This is a genomic window from Streptomyces chilikensis, from assembly GCF_001642695.1.
GTDB lineage: Bacteria > Actinomycetota > Actinomycetes > Streptomycetales > Streptomycetaceae > Streptomyces > Streptomyces chilikensis.
Window position 1 is genome coordinate 3,852,752 of the sequence record NZ_LWCC02000005.1, and the last position, 26,424, is coordinate 3,879,175.

Genomic DNA, 26,424 nt, shown 5'->3' on the forward strand with positions numbered 1-26,424 from the left:
CAGCGGCGCGACCGCGCGGGTCGGGCGCGGGACCGGGGCCCCTCCCCGCTCCCGGCCGCCGGTGACCCGCTCCGCCCCTGCCGCTCGCCCCGGCGGGTCCGGCCGCCCCGCGGGACGTCGGGTGCGCACGTGACGGTTCGTCCGCCCGCGGGGAGCCGAGCCGCACGGAGGACGCGCCGGGAGCCGGGCGGCCCGCGGGAGGGGTCAGGCCCGGGCGGGGCCGGGCCGGGGTGCGCGGGAGCGGGAGACCGCGACGCCCGCCAGGCACAACGCGCCGCCCACCAGGGTGACGGGACCCGGTACCTCGCCCAGGAACGCCCACGACATGGTGACCACCAGGGCGGGGACCGCGTAGGTCGTCGCCCCCATCCGGCTCGCGGTGGTCCGGGCCAGCGCGTACGCCCACGTCGTGAACGCGACGGCGGTCGGGAACACCCCCAGGTACACCATGTTCAGCGTCGCCGGCACCGGCGCGTCGGCCGCCTGCTCCACCAGCTGCCCCGCGAACGGCAGGCACGCGACCGCCCCGATCGCGCACCCGAACGTCGTCACCTGCAGCGCGCTGCCGTGCGCCAGCGCCGGCTTCTGCGAGACCACGCCGCCCGCGTAGGCCACCGCCGCCAGCAGGCACAGCCCGATGCCCAGCACGGACGCCCCGCCGCCGTCCGACATGGAGACCCCCACCGTCACCGCGCCCGCGAAGGACACCGCCATGCCCGCCAGCAGCCGGGGCGGCATCGCGTCCCCCAGCAGGCGCACACCGAGCAGCGCGGTCAGCAGCGGTCCCACGTTGACCACCAGCGCCGCCGTCCCGGCGTCCACCAGCTGCTCGCCCCAGTTGAGGACGACCATGTAGAAGCCGAACCACAGCAGGCCCGATATGACGATGCCCCGCCACGCCCCCCGCGGCGGCAGCCCCTCCCGCCGGATCAGCAGCACCACGCCCAGCGCCAGCGCCCCCGACAGGAGCCGGCCCAGGGCCAGCGCGCCCGGCGAGTACACCTCGCCCGCGCTGCGGATCGAGACGAAGGCGGAGGCCCAGAGCACCACCGTCACGGCGGCGGCCCCCGCGGCCAGCGGTTCGGTGCGCCGGGGCGGCGCGGAAACAGTCGTCATGGCCGTGAGCCTAGGCGGCGTCCGCCGAGCCGCGCGCTCCCTTATTCCGCCGTGCCCGCCGTGCCCGCCGTGCCCGCCGCATCCGCCGCGCCGGGCGCCGCGGCGTCCCCGGACGTCCCGGTCGCCCCGCGCAGCTCCCCGTACTGCCGCTCCAGGCCGTCCAGCAGGGCGCGCAGCCCCGTCTCGAAGGCCCGCTCGTCGATCTCCTCCTGCCGCCCGGCCAGCAGGTGCGCCTGACCGAGGTGCGGGTAGTCGGCCGGGTCGTAGGCGGACTCGTCGCCGACGAAGCCGCCCGCGAACGAGCCCAGCGCGGACCCCATGACGAAGTACCGCATCAGCGCGCCGATCGAGGTGGCGTGGGCCGGCGGCCAGCCCGCCTCGACCATCGCCCCGTACACCGCGTCCGCCAGCCGCAGCGCCGCCGGACGGCGGCCCGGGCCGCGTGCCAGCACCGGGACGATGTTGGGGTGCCGCCGCAGCGCGGACCGGTAGGACAGCGCCCAGTCGCGCAGCGCGTCCCGCCACGGGGCGCCGGCCTCGAACATCGACAGGTCGACCTGTGCGCTCACCGAGTCGGCGACCGCCTCCAGGAGCTGGTCCCGGCTGCGGAAGTGGTTGTAGAGGGAGGGCCCGCTCACCCCCAGCTCGGCCGCGAGCCGCCGCGTCGACACCGCGGCCAGCCCTTCGGCGTCGACCAGGGACAGGGCGGTCTCGACGATCCGGCCGGCGGAGAGCAACGGCGTACGCGGGCGTGGCATGGCGCACATCGTAGAGGCTCGACCGATTAAACTAGCACTGCTAATTTAAGTCCCGGACGACGACACAGGACACGACCTTGGGGTGGCGCACCGTGGACATGGGGCTCAGCGAGGAGCAGGCGGCCGTACAGGAGCTCGCCCGGGACTTCGTGGCACGGGAGATCACCCCGCACGTGATCGCCTGGGACCGCTCCGAACAGGTCGACCGGGGCATCGTGAGGAAGCTCGGCGAGGTCGGCTTCCTGGGGCTGACCATCGACGAGGAGTACGGCGGCTCGGGAGGCGACCACCTGGCCTACTGCCTGGTCACCGAGGAACTGGGCCGCGGCGACTCCTCGGTGCGCGGCATCGTCTCGGTCTCCCTCGGGCTGGTCGCCAAGACCGTCCAGAGCTGGGGCACCGAGGAGCAGAAGCGCCGGTGGCTGCCCCGGCTGACCTCCGGCGAGGCGCTGGGCTGCTTCGGCCTCACCGAACCGGGCACCGGCTCCGACGCCGGCAACCTCGTGACCCGCGCGGTGCGCGACGGCGACGACTACGTCATCAACGGCACCAAGATGTTCATCACCAACGGCACCTGGGCCGATGTGGCGATCGTCTTCGCCCGCTCCACCGACGCGCCCGGCCACAAGGGCGTCTCCGCCTTCCTGGTCCCCACCGACACCCCCGGCCTCACCCGCAACGCCATTCACGGCAAGCTCGGCCTGCGCGGCCAGGCCACCGCCGAACTGGTCCTGGAGGACGTGCGGGTGCCCGCCTCCGCGATGCTCGGCCCCGAGGGCAAGGGCTTCACGATCGCCATGTCCACCCTGGCCAAGGGGCGCATGTCGGTCGCCGCCGGCTGCGTCGGCATCGCCCAGGCCGCGCTGGACTGCGCGGTCGGGTACGCGGGCCAGCGCGAGCAGTTCGGGAGGACCATCGCCCACCACCAGCTGGTGCAGGAACTGCTCGCCGACATCGCGCTCGACGTGGACGCCGCCCGGCTGCTGGTGTGGCGGGTGGCCGACCTGGTCGACCGCGGGCTGCCGTTCGCCGTCGAGGCGTCCAAGGCCAAGCTGTTCGCCTCCGAGGCGGCCGTGCGCTGCGCCAACAACGCGCTGCAGGTCTTCGGCGGGTACGGGTTCATCGACGAGTACCCGGCCGGCAAGCTGCTCCGGGACGCCCGGGTGATGACCCTCTACGAGGGCACCAGCCAGATCCAGAAGCTGCTCATCGGCCGCGCCCTGACGGGGGTCTCGGCGTTCTGAGCGGCCCCTCCTGAGTACGCCGGACCGCCGGCGTCTGAGTACGCGGACGGATGTGCCCGGGGCGCGTCCGTCCGAAGCTTCTGCCATGACCGAGACACCCGTCAAACAGCAGAGCACCGTGGCCTTCTACGGTCAGGCGGTGGCGTCGTTCGTGATCGCCCTGAGCGCGACCTGCATCGGCATCGTGCGGATGGAGGCGAGCGCCTGGGTGCGCGGCTTCTTCGCGGTCGCCGTCCTCTATCTGGTGACCTCCAGCTTCACGCTGGCCAAGGTGATCAGGGACCGCCAGGAGGCGGGGGCCATCGTCAGCCGGGTGGACCAGGCCCGGCTGGAGAAGCTCCTCGCCGAGCACGACCCCTTCCAGAAGCTCTGAGGTCCGCAAGCCCCGAGGTGCGACAGCTCCGTGGGCCGGAAGCTCCGGGACCCGGAAGCTCCGGGACCCGGAAGCTCAGGGACCCGGAAGCTCAGGGGCGCCCGCTCTAAGCGCCCGCTCAGAATCCGGCGGTATGGTGGTGCCCCGCACGTACGGCGTGCGGTCCGGAGGGTCTCCGTCCAGGGTGGGTGTGGACGGGGAGCGAGAGAGGCGAGGCGAGCGATGAGTACGGCGGAGGAGACGACGGCCGGCGGCGATGAGCGGCAGCCCTGGGCCGAGGTCACACCCGAGGCCGCCCGGCGCCTGCTGGTGGCCGCGGTGGACGCGTTCGCCGAGCGGGGGTACCACGCCACCACGACCCGCGACATCGCGGGCCGCGCGGGGATGAGCCCGGCCGCGCTCTACATCCACTACAAGACCAAGGAAGAACTGCTCGCCCGGATCAGCCGGATCGGTCACGAGAAGGCCCTCGCCATCCTGCGCGACGCCGCCGACGGCGAGGGGACGGCGGCCGAGCGGCTCGCCGGCGCGGTCAGCTCCTTCGTCCGCTGGCACGCCGCCCAGCACACCACCGCGCGGGTGGTGCAGTACGAACTCGAGGCGCTCGGCGAGGACTCGCGCGCCGAGATCGTGGCGCTGCGCAAGGAGGTGGACGCGCAGGTGCGCCGTGTCGTCCGGGAGGGCGTCGAGGCCGGCGAGTTCGAGGTGCCCGACGCGCAGGGCGCCACCCTGGCGATCATGTCCCTCTGCATCGACGTCGCCCGGTGGTTCCGGGTGGACGGCCGCTGGACGCCCGACGAGGTCGGCGCGCTCTACGCCGACCTCGTGCTCAACATGGTGGGCGCGAAGCGCTGACGCCCCGCCGCGCTCAGAGGTAGTACCGCGACACCGACTCGGCGACGCAGACCGGCTTGTCGCCGCCCTCGCGCTCGACGGTGAACGCCAGCGAGAGCTGGACGCCGCCCGTCACGTCCGTCACCTCGGTGATCCTCGCCGTGGCGCGCAGCCGCGAGCCCACCGGGACGGGGGAGGGGAAACGGACCTTGTTGGTGCCGTAGTTGACGCCCATCTTCACGCCCTCGACCGTGATCAGCTGAGGGCCGAAGAGCGGCAGCAGCGACAGGGTCAGGTAACCGTGGGCGATGGTGGTGCCGAACGGGCCCCGGGCGGCCTTCTCCGGGTCGACGTGGATCCACTGGTGGTCGCCGGTGGCCTCCGCGAACAGGTCGATCCGCTTCTGGTCGACCTCGACCCAGTCGGTGTGCCCGAGCTGCTCGCCCACGGCGGCCTTCAGCTCGTCGGGGGAGGTGAAGATCCTCGGCTCTGCCATCTCGCTGTCCCTGGCCTCTCGCGTCTGCGGTGAGCAATTTCTAAGCGACTGCTTAGCATGGTGCGGGCCGGGGTTCGTGTCAATGCGCGTGCCGGGGCGGGGCCCGGCCGGTTAAGGTCCGTGCGTGCCCCAGATCCCCGTGAAGGTCCAGGAACTCACCGTCGGCCAGCTCTCGGCGCGCAGCGGGGTGGCCGTCTCCGCGCTCCACTTCTACGAGGCCAAAGGGCTGATCAGCAGCCGACGGACCCCGGGCAACCAGCGCCGCTACAGCAGGGACACCCTGCGGCGGGTGGCGTTCGTCCGCGCCTCGCAGCGGGTGGGGATGCCGCTCGCCGCGATCCGCGACGCGCTGGCGGAACTGCCGGACGGGCGGACGCCGACGCGCGAGGACTGGGCGCGGCTCTCGGAGAAGTGGCGCGTCGAGCTGGACGAGCGGATCCGCCGCCTGGAGCGGCTGCGGGACCACCTCACCGACTGCATCGGGTGCGGGTGCCTCTCCATGACGACGTGCGGGCTCTCCAACCCGGACGACACCATCGGAGCCCGTCTGACCGGCTCCCGTCTCGCCCCGGAACCCGGGGCCTAGGCCGCACCGCCCGCGGGCGTCGTCGGCGCGCGGGCGGTCGCGCCGCCGGGCGGCGCGGGTGGACGCGGGCGGTCCGGGGCGGCGCGCCGGGGGCGGGCAGGCCCGGGCGCAAGCGCCGCACGCGCACGCCCTCACCGTGGGGGCCGACGGCCGCGGGGCGCGGACGGCGGGCAGAATGGCCGCATGGTCACCGCGCGTTCCTGCCCCTGTGGGCTGCCCCAGCCGTACGACGCCTGCTGCGGGCGGTTCCACTCCGGTGCGGCCCTCGCCGCCACCGCCGAGCAGCTGATGCGCTCCCGGTACAGCGCCTTCGTGCGGCTGGACGCCGGCTACCTGCTGCGGACCTGGAGCCCGCGGACGCGCCCCGCGGAGCTCGACCTCGACCCCGGGACCCGCTGGACCGGACTGGAGGTCCTCGCCACGGAGGGAGGCTCGGCCTTCCACACCACCGGCACGGTCACCTTCCGCGCCTCCTACCGCGGCGGCGCGATGACGGAGCACAGCCGTTTCGAGCGCGAGCCCGGCTCCGGGGCCTGGCTCTACGTGGACGGCGACGTCTCCGGCTGAGACTCCCCGCCGGGCGGGTCCTGGGCCGGGCCGCGGAACTCCCGGAGGCGCCGGTGCGCCTCCAGGCCGTCCGGGACCCACTCCCAGGTGTCCAGCCGCGCCTCGATCTCCTCGTCGGTGAGGAAGCCGTGCCAGGCGACCTCCTCCGGCTGGGGCCGGACCGGCGACGCGCACCGGACCTGGTAGACGGCGGACCACCAGCTGCGGCCGGCGCCGTCGTCGTAGAGGAACTTGAAGAGGAACTCCGGTCGCGGCAGCCCGCTCACCCCGAGCTCCTCCTCGGCCTCCCGCAGGGCCGCCTCGTCGTAGGACTCCCCCGCGCCGACCACGCCGCCGACGAAGGTGTCGTAGAGGGAGGGGAAGACCAGCTTGGTCGCCGTCCTGCGGTGGGTGAAGACGCGGCCGGAGGCGTCCCGCGCCTCGACGAACACGCACCGGTGCCGGAGTCCCCGCGCGTAGGCCTCCGCGCGGGGCCGCCGGTCGATGACCCGGTCGTGCTCGTCGACGATGTCGAGGATCTCCTCCGCGGAACGCGCCGCGTGCGAGGGGTCGGAAGCAGTCATGCGCCCATCCAACCCCAGGACGGCCCCCGGGACGGCCGGCCGCCGGGCGGGAGGGGGACGGCGAGGCCCGCGGTCCCGGGGCGTCAAGAACCCGGGACCGCGGGCGGTCGAGGAGTCCGCCGCGTCGTCAGACGAACAACGACAGCAGCAGGACCATCGCTCCGGCGACCACCGAGATCACCGTCTCCATCACCGACCAGGTCTTGATCGTCTGGCCGACGGAGAGCCCGAAGTACTCCTTGACCAGCCAGAAGCCCGCGTCGTTGACGTGGCTGAAGAAGACCGAGCCCGCGCCGATGGCGAGGACCAGCAGGGCCGTCTCCGCCGGGGACATGCCGGCCGCCAGCGGGGCGACCAGACCGGCCGCGGAGATGGTGGCGACGGTCGCCGAGCCGGTGGCCAGGCGGATCACCACGGCGATGAGCCAGGCGAGCAGCAGGGCCGGGATCGACCAGCTGTCGGATATCTCGAGGATCATCCTGCCGACGCCGGAGTCGATCAGCGTCTGCTTGAAGCCGCCGCCCGCGCCGACGATCAGCAGGATGCCGGCGATCGGGGCGAGGGACCTCTCCACGGTGACGGAGATGCGCTCCTTGGTGAACCCGGCCGCGCGGCCCAGCGTGAACAGGCCGACGATCACGGCGGCCAGCAGGGCGATCATCGGGGAGCCGATGACGTCGAAGACGCGCTGGACGGAGTTCTCCGGGTCGTCGACGACGATGTCGACCAGCGCCTTGGCCAGCATCAGCACCACGGGCAGCAGCATGGTGGCCAGGGTGGGCACGAAGCCCGGGCGCTTCTCGGGGTCCTGGTCCTCGTCCACGGCGGGGATCATCCGCTCGGGCGCGGCGACGTCCACCCAGCGGGCGGCGTAGCGGGAGAAGAGCGGGCCGGCGACGATCACCGTGGGGATCGCGACGACCAGGCCCAGGGCCAGGGTGAGGCCGAGGTCCGCGTCGACCGCGTCGATGGCGGCCAGCGGGCCGGGGTGCGGCGGGATGAGGCCGTGCATCACCGAGAGACCGGCGAGGGCGGGGATGCCGATCCGCATCAGGGAGAAGTTGCCGCGACGGGCCACCATCAGCACCACCGGGATCAGCAGGACGACGCCGACCTCGAAGAACAGCGGCAGACCGATCACCGAGGCGATCAGCACCATCGCCCAGGGCATGGCCCGGCCGCGCGCCCTGGCCAGGATGGTGTCCACGATCCGGTCCGCCCCGCCGGAGTCCGCCAGCAGCTTGCCGAGGATGGCGCCGAGCGCGATCAGCACGCCCACGCCGGAGACGGTGGAGCCCAGGCCCGTGGTGAAGCTGGCGATGGTCTTGTCCAGCGGCGCGCCCGCGAACGCGCCGAGGGCCAGCGAGCCGACGGTCAGCGCCAGGAAGGCGTGCAGCTTGAACTTGGTGATGAGCACGACGATGACGGCGATGCCCGCGAGCACGGCGAGGCCCAGGTGGGCATGACCGGCCGAGGTGATCGGCTCGACGGCGTCCGCCGCCAGGGTCTCGACGCTGAGTCTGGTCACGGTGGTTCCTTGCGGGGGGTACGTGGGGGGGTAAGTGGGGGGTAAGTGGGGGTAAGTGGGGTGTGGGGGGAATCCGGTGCGGGGCGGGTGCCGGTCAGGGCAGGTCGCGCAGGGCGGCCGCGGCCGTCCGGGCGATCTCCTCCGGCGTGGCGGACAGGTCCACGACGACGCCGGCCTCGTCGGGCCGGAGCGGCTCGAGGGTGGCGAACTGCGAGTCCAGCAGCGAGCGCGGCATGAAGTGGCCCTTGCGGTCGGCCATGCGCCGCTCGATGAGGGCCCGCTCGCCGTTGAGGTGGACGAAGAACAGGCCGGGGGCGGTCGCCCGCAGGCGGTCGCGGTAGGCCCGCTTGAGCGCCGAGCAGCTGACCACGCCACCGCCGCCGCGGTGCTCGTGCGCCCAGACGCCGATCAGGTCGAGCCAGGGGGCGCGGTCGTCGTCGTCCAGCGGGGTGCCGGCCGACATCTTGGCGATGTTGGCGGGCGGGTGGAACTCGTCGCCTTCCGCGAAGGGGACCTCGAGGAGTTCGGCGAGGTGGCGGCCGACCGTGGTCTTGCCGGTGCCGGCGACCCCCATGACCACCACGACCGGTGGGGCGGGCTCGGCGGGAGTGGGGGCCATGGCGTTCTCGCAGTCTTCGTCGACTTCGGTTGTCGGGGGACACTGAAACCCAAGTGATGTGACAAATTCAAGCCCTCGACCCCAAAAAGTCTGACTTTTGTGGTGTGCGGCATCCCATACCCTGATCCCATGACCGTCCAGGCCCGAGGGCTGCACGCACAGGTACTCCACCGCCTCGGGCCCGCGATCACCGCGGGTGAGTACCCGCCCGGAAGCGTGCTCCGCACCGACGAGCTCGCCCAGAGCCTCGGGGTGTCCAGGTCCGTGATGCGCGAGGCGGTGCGGGTCCTGGAGTCGATGCAGCTGGTCGCCTCCCGCCGGCGGGTGGGCGTGACGGTGCGGCCGGTCGAGGAGTGGAACGTCTACGACCCGCAGGTCATCCGCTGGCGGCTGGCCGGCGCCGACCGCCCCCGCCAGCTCCGCTCCCTCACCGTCCTGCGCTCCGCGGTGGAGCCGGTCGCGGCCGGGCTGGCCGCGCGCCACGCCTCCGCGGAGCAGTGCGCGGAGCTGACCCGGTGCGCCCTGGGGATGGTCGCCACCTCGCGCGGGCAGCGGCTGGAGGAGTACCTGGTGCACGACGTGGGATTCCACCGGGTGATCCTCACCGCCTCCGGCAACGAGATGTTCGCCCCCCTCGGCGACGTGGTGGCCGAGGTCCTCACCGGCCGCACCCGGCACGAGGTGATGTTCGAGGACCCGGATCCGGCCGCCGTGACCCTGCACGTGAAGGTGGCGGAGGCGGTCCGCGAGGGTGACGCCGAGGAGGCGGAGCGGCTGACCCGGGAGATCACCACGGGCGCCCTGCGGGAGCTCGACGTCCTGGCGCCGTAGGCGCCGCGGGGGCCGTCCGGAGCGGGTCCGCGGCCGCCCGCCCCCGGCCGGGGGCGGGCCCGGGGGTCCAGGGTTGTCCCCGTCACGTTGGGCTCGGGCTATGGACTGCATACCGACCGGTCGGCATCATGATCTGGTGTCTTCGTCGTCGTCCGAAGGAGCTCGAGAATGAGCCGCCCCGACCATCCGCCAGGCCTCGACCTGGACCGGCTGCGCGATCTGCTCGACCGCGAGCGGCCCGGTCTGCTGCGGGGTGAGCTGTCCGCCCGCCTCATCGAGGGCGGCCGGTCGAACCTCACCTACCACGTCACCGACGGCGCCGGCCGCTGGGTGGTCCGCCGCCCGCCGCTGGGCCACGTGCTGGCCACCGCGCACGACATGCGCCGCGAGCACCGGGTGATCAGCGCCCTGCACCCGACGGGCGTTCCGGTGCCCACGCCGGTGCTGCTCTGCGAGGACGAGGAGGTGCTGGGCGCGCCGTTCTACGTGATGGAGTTCGTGGCCGGGACTCCCTACCGGACCGCGGAGCAGCTCGCCCCGCTCGGTCCGGAGCGGACCCGTCAGGCGGTGCTGGGGCTGGTCGACACCCTCGTCGAGCTGCACTCGCTGGACCCGGAGGCGGCCGGGCTGGGTGACTTCGGCCGTCCGGAGGGCTTCCTGGAGCGCCAGTTGCGGCGCTGGGGCAAGCAGCTGGCCGCCTCCCGCAGCCGCGAGCTGCCCGGCATCGACGAGCTGCACGCCGCACTGGGCCGGAAACTGCCGGACTCCCCCGCGCCCGCCGTGGTGCACGGCGACTACCGCCTGGACAACGTGCTGGTCGGCGACGACGACCGGATCAAGGCCGTCCTGGACTGGGAGATGTCCACCCTGGGCGACCCGCTCACCGACCTGGGCCTGCTGGTCATGTACAGCACCCCGCACGGCCTGCCGGGCTCCCCCGTCTCCACCACCGCCGAGGCCGCGGGCCACCCCGCCCCGGCGGAGCTGGTCGAGCGGTACGCCGCGCTGTCCGGCCGCGACGTCTCCGCCGTCTCCTGGTACACCGCCTTCGCCTGGTTCAAGCTCGCGGTGATCCTCGAGGGCATCCACTACCGCTACACGCTCGGCCAGACCCTCGGCGGCGGCTTCGACCGCATCGGCGACCTGGTCCCCCTCTTCATCGAGCACGGCCTCACCACCCTGCAGGAAGGCTGATCATGGACTTCGCGTTCGACGCGCGCACCGAGGAGTTGCGCGCCAACCTGCTGGAATTCATGGAGGACTTCGTATACCCGGCGGAGCCGGTGGCCCGCGAACAGCGCGCCGGGCTGTCCGACCCGTGGGCGCACGTGCCGGTGCTGCACGACCTCCAGGCCGAGGCGCGCCGCCGGGGGCTGTGGAACCTGTTCCTGCCGGACGCCGAGTACGGGGCCGGGCTGACCAACCTCCAGTACGCGCCGCTCGCCGAGATCACCGGCCGCTCCCCCCAGCTCGCCCCGGACGCGCTCAACTGCGCGGCGCCGGACACCGGGAACATGGAGCTGCTGCACCAGTTCGCGACCGAGGAGCAGAAGAAGCGGTGGCTGGAGCCGCTGCTGGCCGGTGAGATCCGGTCCGCCTTCGCGATGACCGAGCCGGAGGTGGCCTCCTCGGACGCCACCAACATCACGACCCGGATCGAGCGGGCCGGCGACGAGTACGTGATCAACGGCCGCAAGTGGTACATCTCCGGGGCGATGAACCCGGCCTGCGAGATCTTCGTCGTGATGGGCAAGACGGACCCGGACGGCTCCGACGTCCGCCGCCAGCAGTCGATGGTGCTGGTCCCGCGGGACACCCCCGGGCTGCGGGTGGAGCGGGCGATGACGGTGTTCGGTTACGGCGACGAGTACCACGGCGGGCACGCCGAGGTGGTCTTCGAGGACGTCCGGGTGCCGGTGTCGAACCTGGTCGGCGAGGAGGGCGGCGGGTTCGCCATCGCCCAGGCGCGGCTGGGCCCGGGCCGGATCCACCACTGCATGCGGCTGATCGGCATGGCCGAGCGAGCCATCGAGCTGATGTGCCGCCGCGCGGTGTCGCGGACCGCCTTCGGCAAGCCGCTGGCGCAGCAGGGCGTGGTGCAGAACTGGATCGCCGACGCCCGGGTCACGGTGGAGCAGCTGCGGCTGCTGGTGCTGAAGACGGCCTGGATGATGGACACGGTGGGCAACAAGGGCGCACACACCGAGATCCAGGCGATCAAGATCGCCACGCCGCGGGCGGTCTGCCAGATCCTCGACCAGGCCATCCAGCTCCACGGTGCGGGCGGCGTCTCCCAGGACACCCCGCTGGCGGAGCTGTACGCGGGGGCGCGGACCCTGCGGCTGGCGGACGGGCCGGACGAGGTCCACCAGCGGTCGCTGGCGCGGCGCGAGCTGAAGAAGTACCTCTAGCCGCAGGAGACGGCGCGGGGGCGGAACGGGTCCGGCTCGTTCCGCCCCCGCGCCGTTCCGCGGGCGTCGAGGGCTGCGGCCCTCGGGGCCCGCGGGCGTGAGGACCCACGGGCGTGAGGACCCGCGGGCGTCAGGGCCGCAGCGCGCGCAGCAGGAGGTCGGCGAGGTGGTCGGCGACCTCGCGCGGGCTCAGCGGGCCGTTGGGCCGGTACCACGTCGACAGGTGGTGGATGGAGCCGAAGTGGTAGTCGACCACCAGGCTGGCCGGCGTGGCCCGGGAGAAGACCCCGGATTCCTGCCCCTCCTCGATCAGCCCCTTGAACTGCTCGTGGTAGCGCCGCCGTTCGGCCCGCACCTGCTTGTTCTTCTCCGGGCTGAGGTGATGGATCGACTGGAAGAAGATCGACGCGTCGTCGAGGTTGTCGATGGTGGTGACCACCACGTCCGCCGCGGCGTCCCGCAGTCGCCGCTCCACCGAGGCGTCCATCCGCGCGAAGTGGTCCAGCCGCTCCTGCTGCAGCCGGAGCACCCGGGCGTACACCTCGTGGAGGAGGTCCTCCTTGGAGCCGAAGTAGTGGTAGAGCGCGCCCTTGGTGACCCCGGCCGCCTCCACGATCTCCTGCACGGAGGTGCGGTCGTAGCCGCGCTCCGCGAAGAGACGGGTGGCGGCGGCCAGCAGCCGCTGGGGAACGGGCGTGCCCTCTCCGTCCGTCGTCCTGGCCATCGTGCCGCCACCTGTCCTTCCGGTTCTTCTTCTGCGGTCGTGCCGAAATCTGCCGGGAACCGCCCGCCGACTACCGGGTGCCGCGCAGTTCCCTCCGGAGGATCTTGCCAGTCGCCGTCTTGGGCAGGTCGGGCAGGATCTCCACCAGCCGCGGATATTTGTACGCGGCCAGCCGCTCCTTGCAGTATGCGGCGAGCTCGTCGCCGGTGGCGTCGGCCCCCGGGCGCAGCGAGATGTACGCCTTGACGGTCTCGCCCCGGTAGCCGTCGGGGACGCCGACCACGGCCGCCTCGCGGACCGCCGGGTGCGTGTAGAGCACGTCCTCGACCTCCCGCGGCCACACCTTGAAGCCGGAGGCGTTGATCATGTCCTTCTTGCGGTCGACGACGTACAGCCAGCCCTGTTCGTCCATGAAGCCGATGTCGCCGGTGCGCAGCTCGCCGTCGGGGAAGGTCTCGGCGGTGGCCTCGGGGCGGCGCCAGTAACCGGGGACGACCTGCGGTCCCCTGACGACGATCTCGCCCTGCTCCCCGAACGGGACCTCCTCGCCCTGGTCGTCGAGGATCCGCACCACCGTGTCGGCGCCGGGCACGCCGACGGCGAGGGTGCCGGAGACCGGGTCGACGGGGGCGCGCAGGCCGCCGGTGACGGAGGCGCAGGGGGCGCTGCACTCGGTGAGCCCGTAGCCGTTCTGGATGTACGGGCCGAAGGCGGCCTCGAACTTCTCCACCAGCGCGGGCGGCAGCGGCGCGCCGCCGGAGGAGATCTGCGCGAAGGAGCTGAAGTGCCGCCGGCTGACGGCGGGGTGGGCGGCCAGCGCCATGAAGGCGGTGGACGGTCCGACGGTGTAGGCCGGGCGGTGCTCCTCGAAGGCGTCGAGGACCACGCCGGCCTCGAACCGGTAGGCGAGGACCAGGCTGCCGCCGCTGTTGAGGGCGGCCAGGAACTGGCAGACCATGCCGGTGATGTGGAAGAGCGGGGCGAGCGCGAAGTAGGCGGCGTGCTCGGGCAGTCCGAGGCCGGTGGCCTGCCGCTCGGCGTTGTACATCAGGTTGCCGTGCGTGTTGGTGGCGCCCTTGGGGGCCCCGCTGGTGCCGGAGGTGTAGCTGATCAGGGCGATGTCCTCGGGCCCGGGCTCACGGCCCTCGGGGGCGGGGTGGCCGGCCCGGGCGGCCTCGGTGAGGTCCTCCGCGTCGGCGGCGACCGGCAGGCGCTCGAAGTCGAGGACGCGCTTGTCGTCGCGGCTCTGGAAGTCCAGCTCGCAGGCGGTGAGGGCGAACTCCACCGGGGTGCCGTCGGCGGCGTCCCGCAGGTAGGACTCCCAGGCGCGGTCGGAGCAGACCAGCGCCTTGACCTCGCCGTCGGTCAGGACGTGCCGGACCTCGCCGGTCTTGTACATCGGGTTGACCGGCAGCACGATCGCGCCCGCCTTCCACGCGCCGAGGACGGCGAGCACGAAGGCCGGGGAGTTCTGCAGCAGCACCGCCACCCGGTCGCCCCCGGCGACGCCGCGGGCGGCGAGGCGGCCGGCCACCGAGTCGCTGAGCGCGTCCACCTCCCGGTAGGTGAGGCGGCCGTCGAAGTAGGCGAGGAAGGTCTCGTCCGCGCGGGAGGCCAGCGCGCGCCTCAGGGCGTGCACCGCGCCGGCCGGAGGCGTCAGGGGCGCCTTCTGCGCGTCGGTCAGCAGGGCGAGCCAGGGCTTGGCCGCGTACCGGGACTCGGTCGTCATCGGATGCTCTCCCACTTCTGGTGCAGACGGTTCATGTGCGTGAGCCAGCGCTCCGGGTCGGCCGCCCTGGCGGCGTAGTACTCGGCCACCTCCGGGTGCGGGAGGACGAGGAAGCGGTCCTCCTCGATGCCCTTGAAGAGGGCGTCCGCCACGTCCTCGGGCTCGATCGCGGTGGGGGCGAGGACCAGGTCGCCCGCGCTGCCGGAGCCGGCCAGCATGTCGGTGCGCACGCCCTGGGGGCAGACCGCGTGCACCTTGATCCCGCGGTGGCGGTAGGTGAGCGAGAGCCATTCCGCGTGGGCGTAGGCGGCGTGCTTGGTGGCGCTGTAGGGGGCGGCGCCGATCATGGTGAGCAGTCCGGCCGCGGAGACGGTGGCGACGAAGCGCCCCTCGCCGCGTTCCAGCCACTCCGGCAGCAGGGCGCGGGCGGCGCGCACGTGCGCCATCACGTTGACGTCCCAGGCGCGTTCCCAGGCGTCGTCGTCCGGGGTGAGGCTGCCGTCGCTGCCCGCGATCCCGGCGTTGGCGCAGAAGACGTCGATCCGCCCGCCCAGCGCCTCCCGTGCCGGCTCGAGCACCTCCGAGGCGTCCCCCGGGACGGCGGTGGCGCCGATCTCCCGGGCCACCGCCCCGGCCTTCTCCGCGTTCAGGTCGTTGACCACGACCCGGGCCCCCTCGGCGGCGAAACGCCTGGCCATCGCTGCTCCGATACCGCCTCCTGCCCCGGTGACGACGACCCGGGCATCCTGCACGGCTTCCACCATCGGTCTCCTCCGACACGACGTGACACGGCGCTGTCGCCGCTGGACTGCGGCGTCAGACTAACCGGTCGGTATGTGGCGCGGAAGGGGTGAGGACGGGGCCGTCCGGGGATCGGGACGGACCGTGGCGGGTGGAGCACCTCTCGCGTGGGCATGACACACGGCACCGGCCGCCCCGCGGGGATGCCGGAACCCCATCCGGAGCGAGGAAGACCCGCCGGGCGCCACCCACGATCCACGGAGGTCACGCACGATGAGAGTGTCCAGACGAGGCCTGCTCACCGCGGCCACGGCCGCCCTGTCCGCCACCGCGGCCGGCACCGCGGCCGCCACCGCGGCCGAGGCACCGGGCCCGCCGGTGGCCGCCACCCCGCCGTCGGGCGGACGTCCGCTGCGGACCGGTTTCGAGCGCCTCGCCGCGGACGGCTACGCGCTGCTGGACGGCGAGAAGGTCGGCGTGGTCACCAACCCGACCGGCATCACCCGCGACGCGGCGCACATCGTCGACGTGATGCACGCGGACGACCGCGTCGACCTGGCGGCGGTCTTCGGGCCGGAGCACGGTTTCCGCGGCACCGCCCAGGCGGGCGGCTCCGAGGGCTTCCACCCGGACCCCGCCACCGGGCTGCCCGTCTACGACACCTACCTCAAGAGCGGACAGCCGCTGGCGGACGTCTTCACCGCCTCCGGCGTGGACACCGTCGTCTTCGACATCCAGGACGCGGGAGCCCGCTTCTACACCTACATCTGGACCCTGTACGACTGCATGGAGGCCGCCCAGCTGGCCGGCAAGCGGTTCGTGGTGCTGGACCGGCCCAACCCCGTCTCCGGCCGCTCGGCCGAAGGCCCGGTCATGCACCCGCAGTTCGCCACCTTCGTCGGCCGCAAGCCCATCTCCCAGCAGCACGGCATGACGGTGGCGGAGCTGGCCCTGCTCTTCAACGGGGAGTTCCTGTCCTCCCCCGTGGAGCTGGAGACGGTGCGGATGACCGGCTGGCGGCGGGACGAGTTCTACGACGCCTCGGGGCTGCCCTGGGTTCCGCCGAGCCCCAACATGCCCACTCCGGAGACCGCTCTGGTCTATCCCGGCACCTGCCTCTTCGAGGGCACCAATCTCTCCGAGGGCCGGGGCACCACCCGCCCCTTCGAACTGCTGGGCGCGCCCGGCGTCGACGGGTCGTGGGCCGCCGCCGCCAACGAACTCGGCCTGCCCGGCGTGCGGTTCAGGGAGGCGTACTTCGCGCCGACCTTCAGCAAGCACTCCGGCCGGACGGTCGGCGGCGTCCAGGTGCACGTCCGCGACCGCGCGGCCTTCGATCCGGTGCGCACCGGCATCGGCCTGCTGATCACCGCCAGGCAGACGTGGAGCGGCTTCGCCTGGCGCGCGGACAACTGGATCGACAAGCTGACCGGCTCCACCGGGGTCCGCACCCGCATCGACGCCGGCGCCGGGCTGGACGAGGTGGTGGACGGCTGGAAGGACGAACTGGCCGGCTTCCGCGCCACGCGGAAGCGGTATCTGCTGTACCGCTGAGCCGGGTTGGGGGACACGGGCGGGACGCGCACCGACGCGTCCCGCCCGTTCTGTTCCGCTTGTCGCGCATAGTCCCGCCGTCAGCAGGAACCCGCATAGGTGTGTCGTCCGGCTCGTGGCATACCTCGGCCGATCCGATGGAGCCGGTTGGGCGGTCGGCACGTCTATGCGGCGACGCCCTTGCGGCGAAGCCGAGTTGGGCAGCGGATCAGGTGCACGTGCGACGGAGGTACGGTCGATGGCGGGATTCCGGAGTCTGGCGAGACAAGTACGGGACCAACGGTGCGATCTGGCGCTGCGGCGGTACTCGCTGCGCAAGTGCCTGGAGCGGTTCGCGCCCTACGGCCACCGGGCGACCTGGGACCACCTCTGCGTCACCTGGGGGTTCGGTCCCGAGGACCGCTCCCCCGACCCCCGCCGACTGGTGGGCGCGGTGGCCGAGTTGGAACGGGCCAGGGAGATCTGGCTGGCCTACGAGGTGGCGTTCGCGGAGCGCCGGCGGCGGGAGAAGCACGACGGGCTGCGGCGGCCCGGGTCGGTGGACGACTGGCACCGCAGGACCTGGGGCGGGTTCGGGATCGCCTGGTGCGACGACCCGCGGGTCCATCCTTCGGCCCCGCTGCCGGAGGTGCTGCGGCGGCTGATCGGCGCGCTGGAGCGGGAGCCCGGCAGGAGCTGCCCGGTCTGCGGCGACGAGGACCTGGCCTGGCGGCGCGGGATGAACCACGAGCCGTCGAGCGGGCCGGTGTGCGTGGGGTGCGGGATCCTGGTCCCGCTGCCGGTGCTCACGCCGGAGGCGGTGGAGACGGCGCGACGGGGACGGCGGCAGCTCGTCCCGGCGTGAGCGGCGGCACGGGCGCGGGCGCGGGCGCGGGCGCGGCGGCCACGTGCGGCGGCGCCCGGGCCCGCGTCCGCCCGTGCCGCGCCGGCGGCACGACGCCTCCGCGGCGTGCGGGAGGGCGCCCACCGCTGCCGGCGGGTACGGCGCGGCGTCCGCCCGTGGACGGGGCGGAGGGCGCACCCCTTCCCTCCGCGGGGCGGCCCGCGGTGGGCGGCGGTGTCAGATCGGGGGCCACGGCAGGGCGGGCCAGTCGCCGCCCGGCCGCGGGTGGACCCCCGTGCCGAGGAGGGCGGCGACCCGCGCACGGGTGGCCTCCAGTTCGGCCCCGGTGATGAGGGGACGCAGCCGCGCGGCGAGCGCCCCGCCCTCCGCCAGAGCGTCCGCGAGGCGCCGCAGCACCTCCACGGCCTCCTCCGGCAGCGGCTCCCCGGCCCACCCCCACAGCAGCGTGCGCAGCTTGTCCTCGGTGTGGAAGGTGACCCCGTGGTCGATGCCGTAGAGCCGCCCGCCGGGTGCCGGCAGCAGGTGCCCGCCCTTGCGGTCGGCGTTGTTGATCACGGCGTCCAGCACGGCCAGCCGGCGCAGCCGCGGGTCGTCGGCGTGGACCAGCAGGGCGGTGCGCCCCTCCCCCACCTCGGCGAGCCCGATCTCCTTCCACCCCGGGCCGGGGTCGCCGGGATCGACCAGCGCGAGCAGTTCCTCGCCGGGGCCGTCGCCGGGGACCGGCTCGATCCACAGCTGGCACATGCCCTCCCCGTACGGACCGTCGCGCAGCACGGTGGGCGGTACCAGCCCCCAGCCGGTGGCCTCCGAGACCTCGTACGCGGCGACCTCGCGGCGGGCCAGGTTCCCGTCGGGGAAGTCCCACAGCGGCCGCTCCCCCGCGACCGGCTTGTAGACGCACGCCGCCTCCCGCCCGTCCAGCGAGACGGTGCAGTACAGCGCGGCGTTGGACGCCTCCGGGATGCGCCCGCGCACGGTGAGCTCGCCCCGGGCCAGCAGCTCGGCGGGCGCCGCGCCCGAGGCCCCGGCGGCCGCCCCGTCGGCGGGCAGACTCAGCGCCGGTATCCGTTCTGGCGCGGACATACGTGTCCCTCCGGGTCGAGCGGCAGGCTGCACAGCGGGCACGGCGGGCGCCCGGCGTCGACGACCTCCAGGGCGCGCTTGGCGAACGATCTCGCCTGCACCCCGGTGAGCCGCACCCTGAGCACCGGCGGGCCGTTCTCCTCGTCCTGGAGCATCTGCTCCTCGGCGGCGGCGAGGTCCTCCTCGGTCTCCGCCTCCAGCTCGACCAGCGCCTGCGCCTCGACGACCATCCGCTGGTCGGAGCCGTCCCAGGCGAGGGCCATGGTGCCGACGCGGAACTCCTCCTCCACCGGCGTCCGCAGGGGCTCCGTGTCCACGATGTCGGCGGGGGCGACCGCGGGGACGGAGGCGCTGCCGCCGCTGCGGCGCACCACCTCGTCCAGCAGTTCGTCCATCCGCTCGGCGAGCGCGGCGACCTGGGTCTTCTCCAGCGCGACGCTGGTCACCCGGGTCCCGGCGGCGGCCTGGAGGTAGAACGTCCGTCGCCCGGGCAGCCCGACCGTGCCGGCCACGAAGCGGTCCGGCGGATCGTAGAGGAACACCTGACGTGACACGTCCTGTCTCCTGGGGAATCGACTTCGGTACGGGCTGACGCGCTTCACCCTACTGCGGCGGCGATCACGGTGCTCCGGCGCCGCCTCCGACCGTGGCGGCGTCGCCCGCCCCCTCGGTCCCCCGGTCCGGGCGGGGGACCAGCGAGGCGAAGTCCCCGGTGTCGCCGAGGCGCACCAGGAAGGGCCGGGTCCGGGTGTACCGGACCACGGTGACCGAGCAGGGCTCGACGGAGATCCGCTGGAACTGGTCGAGGTGCAGTCCGAGCGCGTCGGCGGCCAGCGACTTGATGATGTCGCCGTGCGAGCACATCAGGTAGACCGCGTCGGCCCCGTGCTCCTCCTCGATCCGCCGGTTCCACCCCCTGACCGCCTCGGCCGCCCGGTGCTGCATGGCGCGCATGGACTCGCCTCCGGGGAAGGCGGCGGCGGTGGGGTGGGCCTGCACGATCTCCATCAGCGGCTCGCCGGCCAGTTCGTCGAGCTTGCGGCCGGTCCAGTCGCCGTAGTCGCACTCGTTGATCCCGTCCTCGGTGTGCAGGCGCAGCCCCGGCCGGGCGTCGAGGAGCGGCCGGACGGTCTCCCGGCACCGCTGGAGCGGGCTGCTGACCACCGCGGCCAGCGGCACTCCCGCGAGCCGGTCCGGGAGGGCGGCGGCCTGCGCGGCTCCGCGGTCGTCGAGTGTCACTCCGGGCATGCGTCCGGCGAGAAGTCCCGCGGTGTTGGCGGTGGAACGTCCGTGCCGGACCAGGATCAGCGTGGGCATGTCGCCCAGGGTAGGGGTACAAGGGGGTCACGGAACCCCGGCACCGGGTTCCGTGACCCCGGCCGCCGCCGCGGCGCGGGGACGCCAACCACGAGGGAGAGTGCGCACCACCGTGATCGTCGACTGCGCCGTGTACCAGGACGGCCACAGGACCGCGGGCCCGGACGACTACTCCGACGCTCTGGCGGCGGCCCGCGCCGCGGGAGACCGCGCCTTCGTCTGGATAGGGCTGCACAAGCCCACCGAGGAGGAGTTCGAGCTGGTCACGGAGGAGTTCGGGCTCCACCCGCTGGCGGTGGAGGACGCGCTCAAGGCGCACCAGCGGCCGAAGCTGGAGGTGTACGACGACTCGCTGTTCATGGTGCTCAAGCCCGTGCTCTACGAGCCGCGCAGCGACACCGTGACCACCGGCGAGATCATGGTCTTCCTGGGCGACTCCTTCATCGTGACCGTCCGGCACGGGGCGGCGTCGCCGCTGGCCTCCGTCCGCGACCGGCTGGAGAGCACGCCGGAGACCCTGGCCACCGGCCCCACGGCCGTCCTCTACGCCGTCGCCGACGCGACCGTCGACCACTACCTGGAGGTCGCCGGCGAACTGCAGACGGACCTGGAGGAGCTGGAGGCGGAGGTCTTCTCCCCCTCCTCGGAGGGCTCCCAGAACACCGCCTCCCGGATCTACAACTTCAAGCGGCAGATCCTGGAGTTCCGCCGGGCGACCGGCCCGCTGAGCGGGCCGATGACCAGGCTCGCGGAGACCGGCTCCGGCTTCACCCGGGTGCCGTTCGTGGACGACGAGGCGCGGCCGTTCTTCCGCGACGTCGGCGACCACCTGACCCGGGTCAACGAGTCCGTGGAGGCCCTGGACCGGCTGGTCTCGGACATCCTCTCGGCACACCTCGCCCAGATGAGCGTGCGGCAGAACGACGACATGCGGAAGATCTCGTCCTGGGCGGCGATGGCGGCGGTGCCGACCATGATCGCGGGCGTCTACGGCATGAACTTCGAGCACATGCCGGAGCTGTCCTGGACCTGGTCCTATCCGGCGGTGATCGTGGTGATGGCGGTGCTGGAGGTGATGCTGTACCGGATGTTCAAGCGGCGCGACTGGCTGTGACGCCGGTGGCCTCCTCCGGCCGGCAGGCGGGCGGGCGGGCGGGTGGTGACGTGCGGTGCCCGGGAACGCCGAAGGGCCGCGGTCTTCGACCGCGGCCCTTCGCACTGGTGTCCGAGGGGGGACTTGAACCCCCACGCCCGATAAAGGGCACTAGCACCTCAAGCTAGCGCGTCTGCCATTCCGCCACCCGGACAAGGTGTCTGCCACCGCTTCGGGGTTTCGCTGTTCCCCTCGCGGCGACAGGAGAAACATTACCAGGCTTTCCGGGGTGCCTGATCACGCCCCCTCTCGTCCGCGTGCTCCGGGAGGGGGAGGATGTGGCAGGACCACAACCGGACGACAGCGGGAGGAAGCGCGTGAGCGAGAAGGTCACCGGGGAGGACGAGGTCGTCGGCCTCTGCCGGGAACTGATCCGGATCGACACCAGCAACTACGGCGACCACTCCGGTCCCGGGGAGCGGAAGGCCGCCGAGTACGTGGCGGAGAAGCTGGCCGAGGTGGGTCTGGAACCGAAGATCATCGAGTCGCATCCCGGCCGCGCCTCCACCGTGGCGCGGATCGAGGGCGAGGACCCGTCCCGGCCCGCGCTGCTCATCCACGGCCACACCGACGTCGTCCCCGCCAACGCGGACGACTGGACCCACCACCCGTTCGCCGGCGAGATCGCCGACGGCTGCGTGTGGGGGCGCGGCGCGGTCGACATGCAGGACATGAACGCGATGACCCTCGCCGTGGTCCGCGACCGCCTGCGCAGCGGCCGCAAGCCGCCGCGGGACGTGGTGCTGGCGTTCCTCGCCGACGAGGAGGCCGGCGGCACCTACGGGGCGCGGCACCTGGTCGACAACCACCGGGACCTCTTCGAGGGCGTCACGGAGGCGATCGGCGAGGTCGGCGGCTTCTCCTTCACGGTCAACGAGCAGCTGCGCCTCTACCTGGTCGAGACGGCGGAGAAGGGCATGCACTGGATGCGCCTGACCGTGGACGGCACGGCGGGCCACGGCTCGATGACCAACGACGACAACGCCGTCACCGAGCTCTGCGAGGCGGTCGGGCGCCTGGGCCGCCACCGGTGGCCGGTGCGGGTGACCAAGACGGTCCGCTCCTTCCTGGACGAGCTCTCCGACGCCCTGGGCACCGAGCTCGACCCGGAGAACATGGAGGAGACGCTGGCCAAGCTGGGCGGCATCGCCAAGATGATCGGCGCCACCCTGCGCAACTCGGCCGCGCCCACCATGCTCGGCGCCGGCTACAAGGTGAACGTCATCCCCGGTCAGGCGACCGCCCACGTCGACGGGCGCTTCCTGCCCGGGTACGAGGAGGAGTTCCTCGCCGACCTCGACCGCCTGCTCGGCCCCCGGGTGCGGCGCGAGGACGTGCACGCGGACAAGGCCGTGGAGACGGACTTCGACGGCCGCCTGGTCGACGCCATGCAGAGTTCGCTCCGGGCCGAGGACCCGATCGCGCGGGCGGTGCCGTACATGCTCTCCGGCGGCACCGACGCGAAGTCCTTCGACGACCTGGGCATCCGCTGCTTCGGCTTCGCGCCGCTGAAGCTGCCGCCGGAGCTGGACTTCGCCGGGATGTTCCACGGCGTGGACGAGCGGGTGCCGGTGGACGGACTGAAGTTCGGGGTGCGGGTGCTGGACCGGTTCCTGGACGCCTGCTGAGCGGAGAATTCGGTCAGGCGTGCAGCGACTTCCCGGGACGGGTGAATGCGCTCATAGGCTCGTAGCCCTATTAGCCCTTCCTCGTTACAGGTGATGCGACCGCACTTGGGTCGCTTTGCCATTCCAGGGAGGAATCATGATCAAGAAGATCGTCACCGCCGCCGCCACCGGTGGTCTGCTGCTGGCCGGTGCGGGCATGGCCGCCGCCGACTCCGAGGCCAAGGGTGCCGCGGTGGGCTCCCCCGGCGTGGTCTCCGGCAACGTCATCCAGGTGCCCGTGCACGTGCCGGTGAACGTCTGCGGCAACACCGTCAACGTGATCGGCCTGCTGAACCCGGCCGTCGGCAACGTCTGCGTCAACGGCTGACACGGCGCCCCGTCTCCCCACGCGGCGCCGTGACGGCCGGCCCCGGGTCTCCCCCGGGGCCGGCCGGTCCGGCGCCCCCCTCAGGCAATCGGACAAGGTCGAAGGCAGGAATTCTCTGATGAGGCACGTCACCCGCAAGGGCTTGATGACCGTGGCGGCGGCGACCGGTGTCATCGCCGCGGCCGGCGGTCACGCGCACGCCGACGCGGCCGCGGGCGGCTCGGCGTCCAACTCGCCCGGCGTTCTGTCGGGCAACACGATCCAGGTTCCGGTGGACGTCTCCGTGAACGTCTGCGGCAACACCGTGGACGTGGTGGGTCTGCTCAACCCGGCGGCCGGGAACGGCTGCGTCACCGACGGAGGCGAGGGCGGCCACGGCCCGGGCGGGCACGGTGGCGGGAAGCACGGTGGCGGCAAGCACCGCGGCGGTCACGACGGCTCGGGGAGTTCCTCCGGCGGGGGCGCCCGGGCGGACGGCCGGACCTCCGGCTCGCCCGGCGTGCTCTCCGGCAACACCGTCCAGGTGCCCGTGGACGTTCCGGTGAACCTCTGCGGCAACAGCGTCGACGTGGTCGGCCTCGGCAACGCCGCCGTGGGCAACGACTGCCTCGACGGGGGCGGCGGGCGCCACCGCAAGCCCCCCGTGGAGCCGGAGCGGCCCGACGAGCCGAGCGAGCCCGGCAAGCCCGGCACGCCGGATGTCCCCGACACGCCGGGCACCCCCGGCACGCCCGACACCCCTGACGGGCCGGCGCCGCACGGCGGCACCCCGCCGCAGCTCGCCGAGACCGGCGCGGGGGTCCCGGCCGGTGCGGGCCTGGCGCTCGGCGCGGGCGCGCTGCTGGCCGGCGCGCTGCTCTACCGCCGGGCGCGCGCCGGAGTGTGAGGCACATCTCCTCGCGTTCGACGACGGAAGCGGGCTCCGCCGAGGCGGGGCCCGCTTCCGTCGTTCACCATGTCGCGCGCACCTGGCGGATGATCCGCCTGCGCAGGCGCACCCTGCGGCTGCCGTCCCGCATCAGGGTGAGGCGGCACAACTCCCAGTGTCCGTACTCGGCGTGGTCCGTCAGCAGGCGTGCGGCATCCTTGCGGGAGACCCCACGCGGTACGTACACGTCGACAAATTCGTATTCGGCCATCGCATCCATTGTGCGTGCACCGCCCCGGTACGGATAGCGTCTGCACCATGTCTGATGCTGCGCAGCCCACCGCTGCCGAGGTCCGTGCCGCCGTCGAGGCCGTCAAGGTCGCGCTCGACCGTCACCTTGCGGCGGTCGAACAGCGGTCGGGAGAGGACGACCCGGCCGTCCACGAGGCGTTCAACCAGCTGGCCGCGGCGGCCGAGGTGTACGACGAGCTGCTGTACACGGTCCACGACGAGGTCACGCCGTTCGAGATTCCGGGGGTCGAGGAGTCGCTGCCGCCCTACGAGGGGCCGGCGGATCCCGAGGCGGTCAGCGTGCTGATCCGCCGGGACTACACGGTGACGGACCCGCAGCGGCTGCGGGCCTCCGCCCGGCGGATCGAGGAGGCCGACGAGGACGAGGCCGGCGGTCTCGGCGACGACGCGTTCTCCCGGACGGCGCACGGGGCGCTGGGGCTGCTGTTCGGCGAGTACGAGCCGGACGAGATCGCCTCGCGGCACCGGGAGTTCGGTCTGGAGGAGGGGGACTCCACGCTCTGGGTGACGGCGCTGGACGAGCCGGCGGAGCCGGGTGACTGGCTCTCCCACCCCTTCGAGGGGGCGGATCCCGCGCGGGTCGTCTGCCGCTTCGACGTCTCCGCCGTCTTCGACGACGACCCCGACGACGACCTCGGCTGACCCCGCCCCGCACCCGCCGCCCGCCGCGGCCCTCCCCGGGGGCCGCCTTCACGGCCGCCGCCCCGCGCGCCCCCTGGGGGGTGCGCGGGGCGGCGGGAGCGCGCGGGGCCCGGCTCCGGCGCCTCTCCCCCGGCCGGCCGGGCCGTTCTAGGCGCGGGTGACCTCGACCGGCAGGTGGCGCACGCCGACGATGATGGCCGGGTTCCGGTACTCAACGTCGTCGTAGGAGGCGACGGTCAGACCGCTGAAGCGCTCCAGCAGCAGACGGGTGCCGATGCGGGCCTCGAGCCGGGCGAGGTGGGCGCCGAGGCAGAAGTGGATGCCGTGTCCGAAGGTCAGGTGCGGGTTCGGACTGCGGGTGACGTCGATGACGTCGGGGTCCGTGAAGCGGGCGGCGTCACGGTTGGCCGCTCCCAGGTGGGCCATGACCAGGGCGTCGGCCGGAAGCTCGTGGCCGCCGAGGACGACGGGACGGGTGGTGCGCCGGCCCACCTCGGGAAACGGCGGAAGCCAGCGGAGCACCTCCTCGAGTGCCGTCGGGATCCGGTCCTGATCGGCGCGCAGCGCGTCGAGGACGCCGGGGCTCCGGTCGAAGGTGAGGACGGCGTTGCCCAGCAGCGCCGTGGTGGTGATGTGACCGGCCACCAGCAGCAGGGCGACGAACCCGACGATCTCCTGGTCGGCCAGACGGGTGCCGTCGACCTCGGCGTGCAGCAGGCGGCTGGTGAGGTCGTCACCGGGGTCGGCGCGCCGGCGGCGGATGTGGTCCAGGACGTAGCCGTTCATCTCGCGCACGGTGGGGGCGACCGCCTCGAGCGCGCGCCCCAGGTCCTCCATGTCGGCGGACTCGCCGACCAGTTCGCCGTCGAACAGCACGCTCGCCCACTCGTGGAACAGCCGGTGGTCCTCGGCCGGCACCCCGAGCAGTTCGGCGATGACGATGACGGGGAGCGGGTTGGCGAGGGCCTCCACCAGGTCGAAGCGGTCCCGGTCGGCGACCTCGTCCAGCAGCCGGGTGACGACGTCCTCGATCCGCGGGGCCAGCCCCTGGACGACGCGCGGGGTGAACGCCTGGCTCACGAGTGTGCGCAGCTGGCGGTGGCGCGGCGGGTCCATGCCGACGAAGTTGCCCTGCCGGAAGGTGTCGAAGTCCTCCTGCGCCGGGGCGAGGGAGCTCATGTCGGAGGAGAAGGTGGCCGGGTCCCCCAGCACGGCGCCCACGCCCTGGTGGTCCACCACCTGCCACACGCCGTGCGTCTCGTCGTGGTGGACCGGGCCCTTGTCGCGCAGGGACCGCCACCGGTCGGCCAACGTGTCGAACAATAACGGGCTCACGGACAGCTGCTGCTTGCTGGACACTCGTTCTCCCTGGGATGGGCGGGCGGGCGCGCTGCGGCCTCGGACGGGACACTCCTGCCCCGGGCGGGGCTCCGTCACGCGCCCGGCGGTCGCCCGCCGGTCGCCCGGCGGTCGGCCGCCGGGTCGGCCGCGCGTCCGGTCGGGGGCCGGGACCACGCAATCGGGGTGTGACCAGGA

General features: G+C 73.3%; 29 protein-coding genes and 1 tRNA gene. 15 read left to right on the top strand and 15 right to left on the bottom strand.

Going from position 1 to position 26,424, the window contains the following annotated elements; all coding sequences use genetic code 11:
• Positions 1-204: 204 nt before the first annotated feature.
• Both A2U95_RS17200 and A2U95_RS17205 read right to left on the bottom strand, forming a co-directional pair.
• Entirely contained in the window at positions 205-1,116 is a 912-nt protein-coding gene (locus tag A2U95_RS17200) for a DMT family transporter (protein ID WP_166023526.1), read from the bottom strand.
• 41 nt (positions 1,117-1,157) lie between these two features.
• Positions 1,158-1,874, bottom strand: coding sequence for a TetR/AcrR family transcriptional regulator (locus A2U95_RS17205; protein WP_166023529.1), 717 nt, complete (start codon positions 1,872-1,874; stop codon positions 1,158-1,160).
• 92 nt (positions 1,875-1,966) lie between these two features.
• Here A2U95_RS17205 and A2U95_RS17210 point away from each other — a divergent pair, with 92 nt between their 5' ends.
• From A2U95_RS17210 to A2U95_RS17220, 3 genes are all read left to right on the top strand, one after another.
• Positions 1,967-3,118, top strand: a complete 1,152-nt coding sequence (locus A2U95_RS17210) for an acyl-CoA dehydrogenase family protein (protein WP_166025317.1) — start codon at positions 1,967-1,969, stop codon at positions 3,116-3,118.
• Between the two features lie 85 nt (positions 3,119-3,203).
• Positions 3,204-3,491: a YiaA/YiaB family inner membrane protein gene (locus A2U95_RS17215; RefSeq protein ID WP_166023531.1), complete on the top strand. Its 288-nt coding sequence runs from the start codon at positions 3,204-3,206 to the stop codon at positions 3,489-3,491.
• Between the two features lie 222 nt (positions 3,492-3,713).
• Complete coding sequence (locus tag A2U95_RS17220) at positions 3,714-4,346, top strand: TetR/AcrR family transcriptional regulator (RefSeq protein WP_166023533.1); 633 nt, start codon at positions 3,714-3,716, stop codon at positions 4,344-4,346.
• Between the two features lie 13 nt (positions 4,347-4,359).
• On the opposite strand, the gene A2U95_RS17225 is transcribed toward A2U95_RS17220, so the two are convergent.
• On the bottom strand, positions 4,360-4,821 hold the full coding sequence (locus A2U95_RS17225) for a MaoC family dehydratase (RefSeq protein ID WP_166023535.1): 462 nt from the start codon (positions 4,819-4,821) through the stop codon (positions 4,360-4,362).
• A gap of 124 nt (positions 4,822-4,945) precedes the next feature.
• Between A2U95_RS17225 and soxR the strand changes: the two genes are divergently transcribed.
• Both soxR and A2U95_RS17235 read left to right on the top strand, forming a co-directional pair.
• Complete coding sequence (soxR, locus tag A2U95_RS17230) at positions 4,946-5,407, top strand: redox-sensitive transcriptional activator SoxR (RefSeq protein ID WP_166023537.1); 462 nt, start codon at positions 4,946-4,948, stop codon at positions 5,405-5,407.
• A gap of 183 nt (positions 5,408-5,590) precedes the next feature.
• Positions 5,591-5,974 carry a YchJ family protein gene (locus tag A2U95_RS17235; protein ID WP_166023539.1) on the top strand — a complete coding sequence of 128 codons (384 nt, stop codon included), beginning with the start codon at positions 5,591-5,593 and terminating at the stop codon, positions 5,972-5,974.
• On the opposite strand, the gene A2U95_RS17240 is transcribed toward A2U95_RS17235, so the two are convergent.
• The 3 genes from A2U95_RS17240 to A2U95_RS17250 form a co-directional block, all read right to left on the bottom strand.
• A complete protein-coding gene (locus tag A2U95_RS17240; RefSeq protein WP_166023541.1) occupies positions 5,947-6,537 on the bottom strand; it encodes an NUDIX hydrolase in 591 nt (196 codons plus the stop codon). The two genes, A2U95_RS17235 and A2U95_RS17240, sit on opposite strands and share 28 nt — an antisense overlap.
• A 127-nt stretch (positions 6,538-6,664) precedes the next feature.
• Positions 6,665-8,065: a GntP family permease gene (locus tag A2U95_RS17245; protein WP_166023543.1), complete on the bottom strand. Its 1,401-nt coding sequence runs from the start codon at positions 8,063-8,065 to the stop codon at positions 6,665-6,667.
• 94 nt (positions 8,066-8,159) lie between these two features.
• Complete coding sequence (locus tag A2U95_RS17250) at positions 8,160-8,684, bottom strand: gluconokinase (protein WP_166023545.1); 525 nt, start codon at positions 8,682-8,684, stop codon at positions 8,160-8,162.
• A gap of 129 nt (positions 8,685-8,813) precedes the next feature.
• Between A2U95_RS17250 and A2U95_RS17255 the strand changes: the two genes are divergently transcribed.
• From A2U95_RS17255 to A2U95_RS17265, 3 genes are all read left to right on the top strand, one after another.
• Positions 8,814-9,515 (top strand): FadR/GntR family transcriptional regulator, encoded by a 702-nt coding sequence (locus A2U95_RS17255; protein WP_166023547.1) that lies wholly within the window; start codon positions 8,814-8,816, stop codon positions 9,513-9,515.
• 168 nt (positions 9,516-9,683) lie between these two features.
• Complete coding sequence (locus A2U95_RS17260; RefSeq protein WP_166023549.1) at positions 9,684-10,709, top strand: phosphotransferase family protein; 1,026 nt, start codon at positions 9,684-9,686, stop codon at positions 10,707-10,709.
• Between the two features lie 2 nt (positions 10,710-10,711).
• Positions 10,712-11,926, top strand: coding sequence for an acyl-CoA dehydrogenase family protein (locus A2U95_RS17265; protein ID WP_166023551.1), 1,215 nt, complete (start codon positions 10,712-10,714; stop codon positions 11,924-11,926).
• A 130-nt stretch (positions 11,927-12,056) separates the two neighbouring features.
• Here A2U95_RS17265 and A2U95_RS17270 read toward each other — a convergent pair whose 3' ends face one another.
• The 3 genes from A2U95_RS17270 to A2U95_RS17280 form a co-directional block, all read right to left on the bottom strand.
• Positions 12,057-12,650 carry a TetR/AcrR family transcriptional regulator gene (locus A2U95_RS17270; RefSeq protein ID WP_166023553.1) on the bottom strand — a complete coding sequence of 198 codons (594 nt, stop codon included), beginning with the start codon at positions 12,648-12,650 and terminating at the stop codon, positions 12,057-12,059.
• 70 nt (positions 12,651-12,720) lie between these two features.
• Entirely contained in the window at positions 12,721-14,379 is a 1,659-nt protein-coding gene (locus A2U95_RS17275) for an AMP-binding protein (RefSeq protein WP_166023555.1), read from the bottom strand.
• Positions 14,376-15,143 (bottom strand): SDR family oxidoreductase, encoded by a 768-nt coding sequence (locus tag A2U95_RS17280; RefSeq protein ID WP_206282901.1) that lies wholly within the window; start codon positions 15,141-15,143, stop codon positions 14,376-14,378. Before A2U95_RS17280 ends, A2U95_RS17275 begins: the two co-directional genes overlap by 4 nt.
• Positions 15,144-15,393: 250 nt before the next feature.
• On the opposite strand from A2U95_RS17280, the gene A2U95_RS17285 reads away from it, so the two are divergent.
• Both A2U95_RS17285 and A2U95_RS17290 read left to right on the top strand, forming a co-directional pair.
• Entirely contained in the window at positions 15,394-16,674 is a 1,281-nt protein-coding gene (locus A2U95_RS17285) for an exo-beta-N-acetylmuramidase NamZ family protein (RefSeq protein ID WP_166023557.1), read from the top strand.
• A gap of 238 nt (positions 16,675-16,912) precedes the next feature.
• Positions 16,913-17,518 (top strand): hypothetical protein, encoded by a 606-nt coding sequence (locus tag A2U95_RS17290; RefSeq protein WP_166023559.1) that lies wholly within the window; start codon positions 16,913-16,915, stop codon positions 17,516-17,518.
• Positions 17,519-17,734: 216 nt separating this feature from the next.
• Here A2U95_RS17290 and A2U95_RS17295 read toward each other — a convergent pair whose 3' ends face one another.
• The 3 genes from A2U95_RS17295 to A2U95_RS17305 all read right to left on the bottom strand — a co-directional run bounded on the left by A2U95_RS17295 (position 17,735) and on the right by A2U95_RS17305 (position 19,918).
• Positions 17,735-18,601 carry an SCO1664 family protein gene (locus A2U95_RS17295; protein ID WP_166023561.1) on the bottom strand — a complete coding sequence of 289 codons (867 nt, stop codon included), beginning with the start codon at positions 18,599-18,601 and terminating at the stop codon, positions 17,735-17,737.
• Positions 18,571-19,155, bottom strand: a complete 585-nt coding sequence (locus tag A2U95_RS17300) for a DUF3090 domain-containing protein (protein ID WP_166023563.1) — start codon at positions 19,153-19,155, stop codon at positions 18,571-18,573. The genes A2U95_RS17295 and A2U95_RS17300 overlap by 31 nt, the downstream gene beginning before the upstream one ends.
• Positions 19,156-19,219: 64 nt before the next feature.
• Positions 19,220-19,918, bottom strand: coding sequence for a histidine phosphatase family protein (locus A2U95_RS17305; protein WP_166023565.1), 699 nt, complete (start codon positions 19,916-19,918; stop codon positions 19,220-19,222).
• A 112-nt stretch (positions 19,919-20,030) separates the two neighbouring features.
• Between A2U95_RS17305 and corA the strand changes: the two genes are divergently transcribed.
• The gene (gene corA / locus A2U95_RS17310) at positions 20,031-21,032 is read left to right on the top strand and encodes a magnesium/cobalt transporter CorA (protein WP_166025321.1); all 1,002 of its coding nucleotides are present in this window, start codon (positions 20,031-20,033) and stop codon (positions 21,030-21,032) included.
• Positions 21,033-21,137: 105 nt separating this feature from the next.
• Here the strand turns inward: corA and A2U95_RS17315 are convergent.
• Positions 21,138-21,225: transfer RNA gene (locus tag A2U95_RS17315), tRNA-Leu, on the bottom strand.
• A 163-nt stretch (positions 21,226-21,388) separates the two neighbouring features.
• On the opposite strand from A2U95_RS17315, the gene A2U95_RS17320 reads away from it, so the two are divergent.
• From A2U95_RS17320 to A2U95_RS17330, 3 genes are all read left to right on the top strand, one after another.
• Complete coding sequence (locus A2U95_RS17320) at positions 21,389-22,699, top strand: M20/M25/M40 family metallo-hydrolase (RefSeq protein ID WP_166023567.1); 1,311 nt, start codon at positions 21,389-21,391, stop codon at positions 22,697-22,699.
• A 136-nt stretch (positions 22,700-22,835) separates the two neighbouring features.
• Positions 22,836-23,066 carry a chaplin gene (locus A2U95_RS17325; RefSeq protein ID WP_166023569.1) on the top strand — a complete coding sequence of 77 codons (231 nt, stop codon included), beginning with the start codon at positions 22,836-22,838 and terminating at the stop codon, positions 23,064-23,066.
• 118 nt (positions 23,067-23,184) lie between these two features.
• On the top strand, positions 23,185-23,952 hold the full coding sequence (locus tag A2U95_RS17330) for a chaplin (protein ID WP_166023571.1): 768 nt from the start codon (positions 23,185-23,187) through the stop codon (positions 23,950-23,952).
• A 64-nt stretch (positions 23,953-24,016) separates the two neighbouring features.
• Here A2U95_RS17330 and A2U95_RS17335 read toward each other — a convergent pair whose 3' ends face one another.
• Entirely contained in the window at positions 24,017-24,205 is a 189-nt protein-coding gene (locus tag A2U95_RS17335) for a DUF5703 family protein (protein ID WP_166023573.1), read from the bottom strand.
• A 47-nt stretch (positions 24,206-24,252) separates the two neighbouring features.
• On the opposite strand from A2U95_RS17335, the gene A2U95_RS17340 reads away from it, so the two are divergent.
• On the top strand, positions 24,253-24,888 hold the full coding sequence (locus A2U95_RS17340) for a hypothetical protein (RefSeq protein WP_166023575.1): 636 nt from the start codon (positions 24,253-24,255) through the stop codon (positions 24,886-24,888).
• A 147-nt stretch (positions 24,889-25,035) separates the two neighbouring features.
• Here the strand turns inward: A2U95_RS17340 and A2U95_RS17345 are convergent, their stop codons facing one another.
• Positions 25,036-26,247, bottom strand: coding sequence for a cytochrome P450 (locus A2U95_RS17345; RefSeq protein ID WP_240957352.1), 1,212 nt, complete (start codon positions 26,245-26,247; stop codon positions 25,036-25,038).
• Positions 26,248-26,424: the final 177 nt, after the last annotated feature.

Excerpts from the sequence above, each read along its gene's own strand:
- A2U95_RS17280 (WP_206282901.1), bottom strand. The coding sequence starts at position 15,143 with ATGGTGGAAGCCGTGCAGGATGCCCGGGTCGTCGTCACCGGGGCAGGA.
- A2U95_RS17205 (WP_166023529.1), bottom strand. The coding sequence starts at position 1,874 with ATGCCACGCCCGCGTACGCCGTTGCTCTCCGCCGGCCGGATCGTCGAG.
- A2U95_RS17215 (WP_166023531.1), top strand. The coding sequence starts at position 3,204 with ATGACCGAGACACCCGTCAAACAGCAGAGCACCGTGGCCTTCTACGGT.
- A2U95_RS17340 (WP_166023575.1), top strand. The coding sequence starts at position 24,253 with ATGTCTGATGCTGCGCAGCCCACCGCTGCCGAGGTCCGTGCCGCCGTC.
- A2U95_RS17235 (WP_166023539.1), top strand. The coding sequence starts at position 5,591 with ATGGTCACCGCGCGTTCCTGCCCCTGTGGGCTGCCCCAGCCGTACGAC.
- A2U95_RS17330 (WP_166023571.1), top strand. The coding sequence starts at position 23,185 with ATGAGGCACGTCACCCGCAAGGGCTTGATGACCGTGGCGGCGGCGACC.
- A2U95_RS17285 (WP_166023557.1), top strand. The coding sequence starts at position 15,394 with ATGAGAGTGTCCAGACGAGGCCTGCTCACCGCGGCCACGGCCGCCCTG.
- A2U95_RS17265 (WP_166023551.1), top strand. The coding sequence starts at position 10,712 with ATGGACTTCGCGTTCGACGCGCGCACCGAGGAGTTGCGCGCCAACCTG.
- A2U95_RS17255 (WP_166023547.1), top strand. The coding sequence starts at position 8,814 with ATGACCGTCCAGGCCCGAGGGCTGCACGCACAGGTACTCCACCGCCTC.
- A2U95_RS17225 (WP_166023535.1), bottom strand. The coding sequence starts at position 4,821 with ATGGCAGAGCCGAGGATCTTCACCTCCCCCGACGAGCTGAAGGCCGCC.
- A2U95_RS17325 (WP_166023569.1), top strand. The coding sequence starts at position 22,836 with ATGATCAAGAAGATCGTCACCGCCGCCGCCACCGGTGGTCTGCTGCTG.
- A2U95_RS17240 (WP_166023541.1), bottom strand. The coding sequence starts at position 6,537 with ATGACTGCTTCCGACCCCTCGCACGCGGCGCGTTCCGCGGAGGAGATC.
- A2U95_RS17260 (WP_166023549.1), top strand. The coding sequence starts at position 9,684 with ATGAGCCGCCCCGACCATCCGCCAGGCCTCGACCTGGACCGGCTGCGC.
- A2U95_RS17335 (WP_166023573.1), bottom strand. The coding sequence starts at position 24,205 with ATGGCCGAATACGAATTTGTCGACGTGTACGTACCGCGTGGGGTCTCC.
- A2U95_RS17295 (WP_166023561.1), bottom strand. The coding sequence starts at position 18,601 with ATGTCCGCGCCAGAACGGATACCGGCGCTGAGTCTGCCCGCCGACGGG.
- A2U95_RS17270 (WP_166023553.1), bottom strand. The coding sequence starts at position 12,650 with ATGGCCAGGACGACGGACGGAGAGGGCACGCCCGTTCCCCAGCGGCTG.
- A2U95_RS17305 (WP_166023565.1), bottom strand. The coding sequence starts at position 19,918 with ATGCCCACGCTGATCCTGGTCCGGCACGGACGTTCCACCGCCAACACC.
- A2U95_RS17250 (WP_166023545.1), bottom strand. The coding sequence starts at position 8,684 with ATGGCCCCCACTCCCGCCGAGCCCGCCCCACCGGTCGTGGTGGTCATG.
- A2U95_RS17200 (WP_166023526.1), bottom strand. The coding sequence starts at position 1,116 with ATGACGACTGTTTCCGCGCCGCCCCGGCGCACCGAACCGCTGGCCGCG.
- A2U95_RS17275 (WP_166023555.1), bottom strand. The coding sequence starts at position 14,379 with ATGACGACCGAGTCCCGGTACGCGGCCAAGCCCTGGCTCGCCCTGCTG.
- A2U95_RS17220 (WP_166023533.1), top strand. The coding sequence starts at position 3,714 with ATGAGTACGGCGGAGGAGACGACGGCCGGCGGCGATGAGCGGCAGCCC.
- A2U95_RS17290 (WP_166023559.1), top strand. The coding sequence starts at position 16,913 with ATGGCGGGATTCCGGAGTCTGGCGAGACAAGTACGGGACCAACGGTGC.